Raw genomic sequence first — 13,007 nt, forward strand, 5'->3', positions numbered from 1 at the left:
GAGGTTTAGTATCCAGGATTCTGAACAAGCACCCCATTGCTTTGATTAATTGCGTTTTGTGGTATTGGAAACACTTCATTTTTTCCAGCAACAAATCCGTAACTTGCCAGAACACTGGAAGCTTGTCCTGTTCTTATAAGATCAACAAATCGGTCTCCCTCCATAGCTAATTCTACTCTTCGCTCTTTCCATATGGCAGTACGTAATGCAGATTGTGTGGATGCAGTAGTAGCCGGTAAGTTAGCTCTCGTTCTCACCTTATTTAAATTAGTGATTGCAGCTGCAGAATTTCCTAATTCATTTGCTGCTTCTGCATTAATTAGCAGTATTTCAGCGAATCTTAAAATTCTGATATTTTGTCTGGAGCCGTATCCGCATGAAGTATTATTTAAACTTTTAGGAACATAAGCTTTTTGATTAAATGTTTTTACTGATAAAGGATCTCCAACCGCGATAACATCTCCTTCCGGTGTTGTTTCTCCATCCCTTAAGATGGTAAGCTCTTTTCTGATATCTCCAGTTTCAAATGCGGCTTCCAAAGAAGGAGACGGGGTGAAGAATCCCCAACCAAATTGACCTCTTACCCCCTGAACTTCAGCATATTGACTTCCTCCCAATGAAGAACACTCACAATCTACTTCAAATACAGACTCTGATCCGAATTCTCCTGCTATTCTGAAAAGATGGTTGAAATCAGGATCTAATGAATAGCCCATTGCAATAACCTGATTTGAAGCATCGTATGCTTTCTGATAATCTTTTTTATACAGATAAACTTTCGATAACAATCCTAATGCTGCACCTTTGGTAACTCTGCCCTGATCCGCAGCAGAATATGACTGAGGCAAAACTTCAGAAGCTGAAATTAAATCTGAAATGATAAAATCATAAACTTCTTCTTTGGATTTTCTAGGGATATTGTAATTTAAATCTGAAGGAATACCATCAAAAATAGGAACACCTCCATAAATTCTTACCAGATTAAAATAGAAATATGCTCTTAGCATTTTAGCTTCTGCAAGCAGTCTTTTTTTCAATGTCTCATTCATGGTAATCTTTGGAATGTTGCTGATTACCTGATTACATCTTGCAACAGCATTCCACTGACCTGTCCAATATCCTTCTACTCCGCCATCTGAAGCAGTATAGGTAAATTGATCATAAGCAAGCATAAATGATGCGTCTCCCGGGTTAGAACCTTTCAGGACATCATCAGCAGGAACACCAAAAACATATTGAGCCGGAAATGCTGAATTTTCCCAGCTTCTTAAAAAACTGTAAATAGCAGTCGTGGCAGAGACAGCATCAGCTTCTGTTGTAAAGAAATTGTCTGCTTCGTTTTTAGTTTCAGGTTTTATATCTAGATAATCATTTCCGCAAGATGATGCCAGAAATAGACTTAATAACAGTATTGATACTTTTTTCATTTTTTTAATTTTAGAACGTTAAATTAACCCCCATTGTATAGATCGAAGATAATGGATAGATGTTTTGATCTACACCCAACTGAACACGATCTGATGTATTCAATATTTCTGGTGAAAAACCGTTGTATTTAAAAGATGTCCATGGGTTTTGAGCAGAAACATACAATCTTAACTTCTGAATCTTTGTATTAGTAAACAAATCAGAAGGTAGTGTATATCCAATCTGAATATTTCTAATTCTGAAGAAACTTCCATTCTCTACATAGAAACTGTTTGGCTTGATAATATTCTGATCATTGGTAACCATAGGATACGTATTAGAAGTACCCTCACCTCTCCATCTGTTGTTGTAGAAGTCTAAATCCCAGCTTTCGTTACCATAACGTTGTTCTCTGTTATAGTTGTAAATTTCATTTCCTGCAACCCCTTGGAAATCAACTGAAAAATCAACATTGTATCCTGATAAATTAATTCCGAATCCATACGTAAAGTCAGGGATTGGGCTGCCTAAGTATGTTTTATCTGAGTTATCAATAACTCCGTCACCGTTAAGGTCTGCGAACTGGAATCCTCCGACAGCAGCTCCAACCTGCTGAGGTGCAGCATTTACCTGTGCCTGATTCTGGAATATTCCTGCTACCTGGAACCCATAGTAAGAACCTACCGGAACCCCTTTTTCCAGCCTTGTGATTGTACTTCCAAATAAGTAAGGCCCTGTTTCGTTGTATGAGTTATTATAAACCGAAGTAATTTCATTTTTAAGAGTGGTTAAATTTCCATACATTCCAAATTTAATTTTATCCGTAAGATTCGCTTCATAGTTCACAGAGAATTCAAATCCTTTGTTATTAAAAGAAAAAGCATTCGTAACTAATTTATTTTGTGCTCCGGAAATTGATGGCTGCTGAATTCCGTATACAACATCTTTGGAATCTTTGTTATAATAGGTCGCTTCAACTTTAAGCCTGTTTTTTAGGAAGGCCATCTCCAATCCGAAATCTGTTCCTTCAATAGTTTCCCAACCGATTGATGTATCAATAATGTCTGTCGTTGTTTCACCCGGATAACCAACACCTCCAAAGTAAGCATTCAAACCGGTCTGTGTTGTTAAAACGTAATTAAGACCTCTTACAGGGTTTCCTAAACTTCCCCAGCTTCCTCTGACTTTTAATAAATCAAAAATATTCTGGTTGCTCATGAAGTTTTCTTTGGAAATAACCCATCCTGCACTTACAGCAGGAAACCAGTGTGTTCTGTCTTCAGAGCTGTATCCTGTAGTTCCATCATTTCTAATGGATGCATTAATTAGATATTTGCCTTTGTAATCATAATTCACTCTTCCGAAATAAGACTGTACTCTGTCTCTGAAACCAACCTCCCAAGATGCTCCGTCTGCGTAATTATTTCCGCCGCCGTTTGTTGTTGGTATACTTCCTGAAAAATATAAAGATTGCTCTGTCCCGTTATATACAATATCTCTTCCAAAAGTATTAAGATTAAGCCCGTAATCCTCATTTCTGGTCATACCGGCCAAAATTTCAAGATTATGATTTCCTAACTTCTTTCTCCAGGTTAAAGTATTATCCAAAACATATGATCTCAACATCTGGTTTGTTCTTAACAGACTTGAACGTGAAGTACTTGCAGGAATGTAGTCTATAACAGGATTATAAGAATAAGATTTTATATCAGAATTATCCTGGGTATAACTTAATCTATACGTAAAATCGTCCCAGAACTTATATTCTCCCCATAGATTTATCAAATATCTGTTACCATTATCCTTTCCTCTGAAAAGATCTAAAGTAGCTCTTGGGTTTGCCAATGAAACAAGCGTTTGATAGCCGTAAGTTCCATCCGGATTCATTGGGCTGTATACAGGTGGAGAAAGATATGCTGTTAATGTAGGATTGTTTGCATTATCTCTTCGTGTTGCACTCCATGTTGAGTTGGTACCAACGGTTAAATGATCTGTTAATTTATACGTTAAATTAATCTTTGAAGTAAATCTGCGAAACTCATCTCCACTGTTGATTCCTTTACCTGCAGCCAGGTTTCCCTGATCTGTTAAATAGCCTAAACTTAAAAAGTAATTCAATTTGTCTGATTTTCCTGATGCAGAAATATCATTGGAATTGATCATGGCATCTCTAAAAATCTCATCAAACCAGTTTGTGCTTGTCGGAAACATGGAAGAATTAATAAATCCTGTTGTAGAACCCTGATTTTTTAATTTTTCATTATATAGCTCAACATATTGATCTTTATTAACCATTTTAGGTATATTGGAAACTCTCTTTAAGCCGATATAAGAATTGAAATTAAAGACATTTCTACCTTTACCTGATTTTGTTTTAATAATTACCGCACCTTTGGAAGCTTTGGCTCCGTAAATAGCCAATGATGAGGGATCTTTCAAAACACTCATCGACTCAATGTCCAGCGGATTCAAAAAAGAAATATCTTCTGTTATACTTCCGTCAACAATAAATACAGTTGTTCCGTTTAAAGTTCCAATCCCTCTGATATCAACTCTTGGAGAAGATCCCGGAGCGGCGCCGTTTGTAATCTGAACACCCGCTACTTTTCCCTGAACAGAGCTCAGCGCATTAGGGTTAGGCTGATTTTCCAGTTGCTTTGAAGATATTGTAGCAATACTTCCTGTAACATTTTCTTTTTTCTGAGATCCATACCCAATCATCACCACTTCCTCAATTTTCTGTTCCTTGGCAACAGTATCTCCTGGTGTGGTTTGTGCATTGACATTCATACCAAAGTAGAGAACAGCAATGAGACATGAATACTTTAAATCACTTTGTTTCATATAGTTAAATTTTATTCGTACAATCATATTTAACAAAAAAGACAGCGTCTTTCTTCCTGCTTATCATGAAAAAATATATGTTCTCACAAAAAGACATTAGTCAAAATTATAAAAATATCTTGAACAATGTTAATTTTACTTAATGTTTTTATTTTTATGTTAAAGTTTAAATTTTATTTAATACAATAATATGCGATTACATTTAAAAACTATATTCGAAATACAGCATAATACAATCAATTTTAAGTTAATATCCATCATATTCTTATTAAAAAAAAATTTACCTAAGAATTAACATTTAGAATAATTTTAAAGAGTTTTTAAGGTTTATTGTAACTGCACTTATCATTAATCACTATAAAATTTGTTAAAATAATAATTGTAACTAAATTTGGTTCGTAATTTGAAAATATAAGTGTTTAATCAATAAGAATGAAAAAGTACATTATTGCTGCTGCCCTCATCATTGGTACAGGAGCTTTTATCAATACGGCTGTGCAGTCCTGCACTACGCTGGCAACATCTGATCTGGGTCTTTCCATCATTAAAAGGTTTCTTTTAAACGGGATTGATAAAGGGGTAAACATCTACAGTAACAGAGAAGCGTTTCTGCAAAATAATATGGTAGACAAAGCACTTCCAAAACAATTGAGAGAAATCAATTCGATGCTGGAAAAAGTGGCTCCTTCACTGGTACAAAAAGAGAGGGCATATATTGCAGATGCGGCCGTTTATACAGTCAATATTTCAAAACCTATTCTTGTTAATGCCGTGAATAGCTTAAATGCCCAGGATGTAACAAGAATCATCCAGGGAGAAAAAGGTACTGCAACATTGATTCTTAAAGAAAAAACATCACAGCAACTCATTGCAGCCATCACTCCAAAAGTTGAGGAACAACTGAATCAGTATGGAATTGTAAGAAGCATTAATACCGCATTATCCGGAAGCAACCTGTTAGGAAGTCTGCTTGGGGGAAATAAAAGCACCGTAAATGCCGGAGGACTGAGCCAGCTTGCATCTGAGCAACTGGTAAACGGAATGTTTAATATTATCGAAGATTATGAAATTCAGAACTCTCAGTCGCTGTTGGGTCCTCTTGGAAAATAGAAATAATTTCGTTATATTTATATATTATTTAAAATTGGTAAATGGATATTTTACAAGGAAATCAACATGCAAGTCCTGAGGATTTTTACAATTCACTAAAGACAAAACTGGAAGATCACCACGATTTTCCGGAAGATTATTTATTTAAATTTATTATTCCTACGGATCAGGCAAAATTAACAGAGATATACAGAGTTTTCGACGGAATAAAATTTACACTGGGAAACAGAGAAAGCAAAAACGGAAAATATACAGCATGCAATATTAATGCATTTGTTTTGGATGCAGACCAGGTCGTTAAAATTTATAAAGAGGTCGCAAAAATAGAAGGTGTTATTCTATTATAAATTGAAAAAAGTCAGCAATTAAGCTGACTTTTCTGTTTACATTTTTAATATGTTTTTATTTATTTTTCAATAAAATATTTCACATTTTCGATAGGTCTTCCCAGCATCGCTACAGAACCCTTAATAAGGATTGGTCTCTGAATCAGCGAAGGATTTTCAGCTAAAATCTGAATCCATTCTTCTTCTGAAAAATCTTTACCCGCAAATTTTTCAAGATATAATTTCTCATTTTTTCTGATGATATCAAAAACACTCTGATTAAGTTTCTTCAGAACAGTTTTGATTTCCACAGGACTTAATGGTTCCTCAACAATATTAATGATTTCAAACGGGACTCCATTCTCATCCAGATACTCCAACACAGCGTTGGATTTCGAGCAGTTGCCGTTATGTAAAACTTTCACTAACATTTTTATATGATTTAAGGACTAAACAAATTTACTAAGAAAAACAGTCGTATTGCTTTAATTTATAATAAATCTTTGTTAAAACAATCCGTAAAGTTCTGCTTCTATTTTTTCAAGAATAAATCCGAAGTCTTCAGGCTTTTCCACAAAATCAAGATCATCAACTTCTATAATCAGTAATTTTCCTTCGGTATAATTGGAAATCCACTTTTCGTACTTCTGATTGAGTTTGGAAAGATATTCAATACTTATGGAAGCTTCATATTCCCGGCCTCTTTTATAGATTTTTTTAACGAGATTCGGAACGTCGGATTTGAGATAAATCAAAAGGTCGGGCGCAGAGACAAATGATTTCATCAGATTAAAAACAGAGGCATAGTTATTAAAATCCCTGTCAGAAAGCAGGTTCATATCATTAAGATTTTCCGCAAAAATATGAGCATCCTCATAGATCGTACGATCCTGAACAATATTTTTACCACTCTCCCTGATCTCTTTTACCTGCTGGAATCTGCTTCCTAAAAAGTAAATTTGCAGCGCAAAGCTCCATTTACTCATATCCGCATAAAAATCTTCGAGATAAGGATTGTGATCTACATCTTCAAACTGTGCATCCCATCCATAATGCTTTGAAAGCATAGTCGTTAAAGTTGTTTTACCGGCTCCAATATTTCCTGTAACTGCAATATGCATATTTTCTCCTTATGTTAAATGATTTATCCCACTAATCCCCTGCAGACTCTAGCGTGGAAATGTCCTCAATCAGCTTTTGTAAAGAGCTTTCCGAAGGATTTTTATCTTCAATTTCCTGGGTCTTTTTTTCCAGTTTTTCTTCCGGGCTATCCGGTTCTGAAGTTTTGTCTTCCGATGGTTTTACATCCCGCTCTGTATCTTTCTGTTGAGGTTCGGTTTCCGTCTGTGGCTGGATTTCTTTATTTTTTTCGAGGCTGTAAAGATAAAGTTTGTTGGCCTTGATTTCAAAATAAGAAAGCGTATTTTTATCCACAATCTGCGCATCAGGATCCTGAAAAATTTTAACCATTTCTTTTTGCGGGACGTATTTCAGAATAGCATTCTGAGTAATCACTAAAATATATTCATTTTCCCTTCTGAAACGTTTTCCGTTTTCAACAGGTGCTTCAAAGATTTTTTCAAACTTAAAAGTATAAACTCTGATGTTCTGTCTCGTTAATATATAAATCTTATTTTCATACACCAGAAGATCCATCAGATCATCAAAACTGGCGTCAAAGGGATAAGAATTAATAATCGTCTCATTTCTGAAATTGTACTGGATAAGCCTTTTGGTACTTTCATCCAGCAACCAGAGCTGCTGCAGATCTTCAGCATACGTCATCTTAATGAAACCGAATTTTTGTTTGAAATCCACTCGCTGGATCTCATTCATATTCTGGTCAACAAATTTAAGCTCCTGAGCGTTTTCAGAAAAAAGCGGCACACTGAGCGGATTCTGTACGGTCTGTATTTTGTAGGGAACCGTCAGCATCATTTTACCGATCTGTTTTCCCAGTGAATCATATTTGGTAAGGCTGAAATCTTTGTTCTTGTAGATGTAGAGATTGCCATAATCATCGGCAAGCATATCTTTAGCTTCCTTCAGTTTTAAAGTGTCTAAAGGAAGGGCTTTCTGTGCATACATCGAACAGAAAACGAACATACATATCAAATATAATACTCTCAAATTATTCTACTGAAGTAGCGCTCCAAAAGGAACGCTACCAATTTACTACTTTATTTCTATTTAAGATATTTAAATTTAACCTATTGAATAGCCACTTCGTAAATCTTCGGCCAGTTTTTACCCGTAATCAGCATATTTTCACCTTTAAAGGCTATACCGTTGAGAACATGCTCTTTATCGTTTTTTGTATTTTCCTCTGTAATCTTTGTGAAATCAAATTTGCCTACAGTTTCCCCGGTTTTCGGATCTATTTTAAGGATGAATGGCTCATGCCAGATATTTGCATAAATAAAACCGTCATGATATTCCAATTCATTCAATTGACTGTAAATATCTTTATATCCTCCTACTGCCAGCTTCTTTACCACTTTAGAAGGATTATTCACATCAAGAAAATACAGTGTGTTCGAACCATCCGTAGCGATCAGGTTTTTACCGTCAAAAGTCAGTCCCCAACCTTCGCCGATCTCATTGGGCAAAGGAAATTCCGAAAGTTTCTTCAATGTATTTTTATCGTAAATAAATCCTATCTTATTCTGATAGGTGAGCTGATAAATTTTATCCCCCGCAATAGCACATCCCTCAGAAAAAATATGACCGGGCTGCTTCTCTATAATAATTGGTTTGGTAGTTCCTAAAGTATATTTAATAAGCTGAGAAGAATTTTTCAAACCATCGCTTTCATAAACCGTATTTCCTTCGAGAAGAAAACCTTCCAGAAAATTATTTGGATCATGGGGATATTCTGCTACCACTTTATAAGTAATATTCTGTTCGGGAGATTTTGAAAAAACATTAATCGTCGCATCCTGATTCAGCATTTCACCATTCTTGGTTCTGATATTGAATGTCACCTTATTTTCTCCATATTCAAAGAATTTCGGATCAATCGCCATCTCAGATGTTTCCTTGTCTCCGAAACTTATCGAAATAGCTTCAGCGTGATCCGTTACATCTTCAGGAAGTTTCAGACGATCACCAAAATGATATCCTTTTTCTTCCATTGAATGGTTGTAATCAGCAAGAGCATTCAACATTTCTTTATCATTCCTGCAAGAGGTTAATAACAGAATCAGTGCAAAACCTGAGATCAGACTTTTCTTTACAGTTTTCAATATATAATAATTATTTAACTGCAACTTCATAAATTTTCGGCCAGTTTTTTCCTGTTACCAGCATATTATCGCCTTTAAAAGCAATTCCGTTCAAAACGTCATCACTTCCCTTGGTATTCTGTTTGGCGATATCTGTAAAATCAAAGGTTCCGACAACTTCTCCGTTTTGCGGATTAATTTTTAAAATAATAGGTTTCTGCCAAACATTTGCGTAAATAAATCCATTGTGATATTCTAGCTCGTTCAGCTGATCATATGCCTGTGAACTTCCTGCTACAGCAATATATTTCACCAGTTTTGAAGGATCTGCGGGATCCAGGAAATACAGCAGTTTGCTTCCGTCTGATGCGATCAGGTTTTTCCCGTCATATGTTAATCCCCAACCTTCTCCCAGAACATTCGGATAAGAAAATTCAGACAATAATTTCAATGAATTTTTATCATAAATATATCCTTTTTTACTCTGCCATGTAAGCTGATACACTTTATCACCAACGATAGTGCTTCCTTCAGAAAAATCTTCCTGAGGCTGCTTGGTTGAGGCCAGAGGGGTGGTCGTGCCCAACGTATATTTTAAGATCTGTGAAGAGCCATTTTGTCCGTCACTTTCATAAATAGTGTTTTCTTCAATCTGGAAACCCTGAACAAAGTTTTTAGGATCGTGTGGATATTCGGCTACGATTTCGTAAGATATCTTTTTTTCAGGATTTTTTGCAAAAACATTAATGGTAGCATCCTGCGTTAGCGTTTCGCCATCCTTCGTTTTGATGTTAAAAGTAACCGGGTTGTCGCCCAAAGTAAAGAATTTCGGGTCTATCGTTAAATTGGATGTTTCCTTATCTCCGAAACTGATGGAAATACTTTCTGCATTTTCAGTCACCTCTTCCGGCAATGTAAGTTTATCTCCGAAGTGATATCCTTTCTGCTCCATTGAATTGTTGTAATCCGCAAGAGAATCAAGAATTTTCTTATCATTTTTACAAGATGCCAACAACATGATCGCCGCAAAACCGGCTATAATATTTTTTTTCATTGATTTCTAAAATAAATTTCTCCAAAATTAGCAAAATTTATTTTTCGCTGCTAATTTCCATGCGATGTTGACCAAATTGTAATATGCATTGACTAGATTTTAAGCTTCGACATAAGATTTCAGGCTCTGCCCGATAATCCCATCCCATCCTTCTTTAAAAGCTTCCCGGGAAAATTTTTCACCAAGATCTTCAAAATGATCAATATCGTCATGAGTCAGCCTGATCAGCGTTTGGTCTCCTTCAGTCAAAAGCTCCCAAAGTACAGTCGTTTTCTTATCTGAAAAATCAGGATAAGACCACGTATGTTTAAATTTGTTTTCTTGAATTATTTCCAGGATTTCGGCCTGATGACGATACTTTCGTTCATCTCCGGGTTCATAAAAATTAAACACTTTTCCGATTTCTAATATAAAATCAGGAATATCAAAATACCATATTTTCATTTCATTCTTATCGGTGATTGCTTTCCAGACCTTTTCAGCCGGAGCATTTACCTTTTGTTCTATGATGATCGGATGGCTCATATATTTTGTTTAATTTAATGTATACAAAATCTCTGACATTCTTAAAATACGACAATATCATTGAGACTTTCTAATAATAAATGTAGTGTTTTTTTTAAAGAAAAATATGAATTTCTCATTCAAAATATTTTAAATCATTACATTAGTTATGAATTACCAATAGTTTAAAACTTGTTTAAACTAATTTCAGAATTAACCATAAAAGTTTAAACCAACTTATCGTTAATCATTCAAAAACAAAATAATAGATGTATCTATGAACCTTAATTTTTCGTAAAAGGAATATTGTTGTAAAATCCTATCTGAATTTGTCCGCGGTTTTTATTCTCCTGAAGCTGGTTCATATACCCTGCTTCAATTCTCATATTCTTGCTGATGACATATCCCAAAGCTCCGTAGACTCTGTTTCTGTCGAAAACCGGACGGTCAAAGTGCAGGAAAATTTCATTATAAGCAGAAGCGTAAAAGGTTTTAGGCGTAAGTTCTTTATTATTAATCGGAATATTAAACCCTAAAAAATACCTGAACCTCATCCTGAAATCATCTTCCAGAAACCTTTCTTCCAGGCGATAACGATGCTGAATATTGAAACGTCCGAATTTTTGTTTTGTAATATACTGTTGAAATATTCGGTGTTCAACATTCTCGGTCTTTTCGCCGTTTATGTAAGGCTGACTTAAGATAAATCCATATCCCAGTAAGATATTGTTATTGTTTTCCGTAAGATCATACCCAATTCCCGTACGGATAAGAAGCTGCTCAAGATCTCCGATAGCATCAAAATTCCTGTACTGAATTTCATTGTGCCAGTTGAGCCTTTTACTGATCTTATTATTCCCAAAATACATATACCATGCACCTAGATCATTTTTCTGAGCCTTTAAAACTGAAGTTCCTAAAATAAAAACGCTTACCGCCAATGCTTTTATAATTTTCATATCGTTTATTATTTATTACTGAAATCTATTAAATAGCAAAATTTAATATTTAGTATCAATAATAAGGAAAATATTTATGTTAAAAAAGTTTTGACTGAATTCACAAAAAAACCGGCTGTTATCGCCGGTCTGTTATATAAGCTGATCTTCTTAAGAATGTTGCTGTGTTTTTTCAGGATCATCATAATTCACCATCCAGTTGATTCCGAATTTATCGGTGAACATCCCGAAGTAAGCACCCCAGAAGGTATCTTCCATAGCCATGGTAATATTTCCACCGTCAGAAAGGCCATTAAACAGTTTATCCGCTTCTTCTTTAGATTCTGCGTTGATAGAAACTGAAAAATTATTACCTTCCTTAAAATGAGAAGCCCATTCACTGCCTGTATCGCTTCCCAACAGCATAGTTTCTTTGGAAATCGGGAGGGTTACATGCATGATTTTATCTTTATCTTCTTCAGGCGTTTCCCTGCCTTCCATTGGAGGCATTTCTCCGAAAGTTCCGATGTAAGGAAATTCTCCTCCGAAAACTGATCTGTAAAATTCAAAAGCCTGCCTGCAGTTGCCGTTGAATGTTAAATAAACATTTACTGTTGCCATACTATTTTATCGTTAGTTTTAATTTATCTGTGCTGGTCGATCAAGATCATATTTCCATCGGGATCTTTAAGATAAATATGCTCCGGTCCGGACGTATTTTCGTCGGCTTCTTTCTGAAGTTCAATACTCTGTTCTTTCAGATGTTTTTGAATATCGCGAACATCATCAAAGCTGTCGAGATTTTGGGCATTCTGGTCCCAACCGGGATTGAAAGTAAGCATATTACCCTCAAACATTGCCTGAAAAAGCCCGATAATATGATCTCCGTTTTTCATGATAAGATAATGATGATCCATTTCTCCCGCCATACGGCTGAATCCCAGTTTCTCATAAAACTCTCTGGACTTCTGAAGATCCTTTACACTTAAGCTGATTGAAAAAGCTCCTAGTTTCATTTGTATTATCTTTTAATTGTTAAAAAACTTTATGCGAGAAATTTACACACCAAACTGTGCCAGATGATGATTCAGGTGCTTGGCAAACATATTATTCCATTCCTGAGCTTTGAGTTTACCGAAAGAGAAAGATTCTTTTCCATCAAAAGCAGATGCGCCTAATTGCTGGGTTTTCTGAATAAAACCGATAAGTCTTTTCTTTTCTTCAGCAAAATTTTTTCTGTCGGCAATAATAAACTGCGGTGCGGTAGGACTGTTTCTAGGATATGATTTTTCTCCGGTAACTTTAGGTTTCAAAAATGTTTTCAGGATAAATTTGGCAATGCTTCCCGGCTTTTTATGTTTTTCCGGCTCATACACCATTTCATACGATACACAGCAGTGCGCCAGCATTTGGTCAACGGTCATTTTTCCCCATAAGGGCTGTGTTTCAGGAGTAAGGCTATTGATCCTGTCAATATAATTCTGAACAACTTTTACATCAAAAATGTTTTCCATAGTTAGCGAATGTTAAAAAGCAAATATATTGTTTTTAACATTATTTTTTAACCATTTTTAAAAATATTACCTTTCGATTTCATTTA

At 35.3% G+C, this 13,007-nt stretch carries 14 protein-coding genes; 2 read left to right on the top strand and 12 right to left on the bottom strand.

The genetic code is table 11. The features are described from left to right. Window positions 1–5: 5 nt before the first annotated feature. Window positions 6–1,427, bottom strand: coding sequence for a RagB/SusD family nutrient uptake outer membrane protein (locus tag AC3WV0_RS16715; protein WP_488847203.1), 1,422 nt, complete (start codon window positions 1,425–1,427; stop codon window positions 6–8). A gap of 10 nt (window positions 1,428–1,437) precedes the next feature. Further along, complete coding sequence (locus AC3WV0_RS16720) at window positions 1,438–4,251, bottom strand: SusC/RagA family TonB-linked outer membrane protein (RefSeq protein WP_488847204.1); 2,814 nt, start codon at window positions 4,249–4,251, stop codon at window positions 1,438–1,440. Between the two features lie 432 nt (window positions 4,252–4,683). On the opposite strand from AC3WV0_RS16720, the gene AC3WV0_RS16725 reads away from it, so the two are divergent. Then, window positions 4,684–5,361, top strand: coding sequence for a DUF4197 family protein (locus AC3WV0_RS16725; RefSeq protein WP_488847205.1), 678 nt, complete (start codon window positions 4,684–4,686; stop codon window positions 5,359–5,361). 41 nt (window positions 5,362–5,402) lie between these two features. Next, window positions 5,403–5,708 (top strand): DUF493 family protein, encoded by a 306-nt coding sequence (locus tag AC3WV0_RS16730; RefSeq protein ID WP_042721409.1) that lies wholly within the window; start codon window positions 5,403–5,405, stop codon window positions 5,706–5,708. A 59-nt stretch (window positions 5,709–5,767) separates the two neighbouring features. Here AC3WV0_RS16730 and AC3WV0_RS16735 read toward each other — a convergent pair whose 3' ends face one another. The 10 genes from AC3WV0_RS16735 to AC3WV0_RS16780 form a co-directional block, all read right to left on the bottom strand. Continuing rightward, window positions 5,768–6,118 (bottom strand): ArsC/Spx/MgsR family protein, encoded by a 351-nt coding sequence (locus tag AC3WV0_RS16735; protein WP_488847206.1) that lies wholly within the window; start codon window positions 6,116–6,118, stop codon window positions 5,768–5,770. A gap of 75 nt (window positions 6,119–6,193) precedes the next feature. Beyond that, window positions 6,194–6,808 (bottom strand): deoxynucleoside kinase, encoded by a 615-nt coding sequence (locus tag AC3WV0_RS16740; RefSeq protein ID WP_488847208.1) that lies wholly within the window; start codon window positions 6,806–6,808, stop codon window positions 6,194–6,196. A 31-nt stretch (window positions 6,809–6,839) separates the two neighbouring features. Next, on the bottom strand, window positions 6,840–7,793 hold the full coding sequence (locus AC3WV0_RS16745) for a hypothetical protein (RefSeq protein WP_488847210.1): 954 nt from the start codon (window positions 7,791–7,793) through the stop codon (window positions 6,840–6,842). 104 nt (window positions 7,794–7,897) lie between these two features. Further along, the gene (locus AC3WV0_RS16750) at window positions 7,898–8,962 is read right to left on the bottom strand and encodes a glutaminyl-peptide cyclotransferase (protein ID WP_488847212.1); all 1,065 of its coding nucleotides are present in this window, start codon (window positions 8,960–8,962) and stop codon (window positions 7,898–7,900) included. After that, window positions 8,943–9,965, bottom strand: coding sequence for a glutaminyl-peptide cyclotransferase (locus AC3WV0_RS16755; RefSeq protein WP_488847214.1), 1,023 nt, complete (start codon window positions 9,963–9,965; stop codon window positions 8,943–8,945). Before AC3WV0_RS16755 ends, AC3WV0_RS16750 begins: the two co-directional genes overlap by 20 nt. Before the next feature lie 99 nt (window positions 9,966–10,064). Further along, window positions 10,065–10,490 carry an SRPBCC family protein gene (locus tag AC3WV0_RS16760; RefSeq protein WP_488847216.1) on the bottom strand — a complete coding sequence of 142 codons (426 nt, stop codon included), beginning with the start codon at window positions 10,488–10,490 and terminating at the stop codon, window positions 10,065–10,067. Between the two features lie 263 nt (window positions 10,491–10,753). After that, window positions 10,754–11,428 carry a DUF2490 domain-containing protein gene (locus tag AC3WV0_RS16765; RefSeq protein WP_488847218.1) on the bottom strand — a complete coding sequence of 225 codons (675 nt, stop codon included), beginning with the start codon at window positions 11,426–11,428 and terminating at the stop codon, window positions 10,754–10,756. Window positions 11,429–11,578: 150 nt separating this feature from the next. Then, on the bottom strand, window positions 11,579–12,028 hold the full coding sequence (locus AC3WV0_RS16770) for a VOC family protein (protein WP_488847220.1): 450 nt from the start codon (window positions 12,026–12,028) through the stop codon (window positions 11,579–11,581). 23 nt (window positions 12,029–12,051) lie between these two features. Continuing rightward, window positions 12,052–12,423: a VOC family protein gene (locus AC3WV0_RS16775; protein WP_488847221.1), complete on the bottom strand. Its 372-nt coding sequence runs from the start codon at window positions 12,421–12,423 to the stop codon at window positions 12,052–12,054. 42 nt (window positions 12,424–12,465) lie between these two features. Further along, window positions 12,466–12,921, bottom strand: a complete 456-nt coding sequence (locus tag AC3WV0_RS16780) for a DUF1569 domain-containing protein (RefSeq protein WP_488847222.1) — start codon at window positions 12,919–12,921, stop codon at window positions 12,466–12,468. Between the last annotated feature and the right edge of the window lie 86 nt (window positions 12,922–13,007).

Source organism: Chryseobacterium sp. 27AL (genome assembly GCF_057815395.1).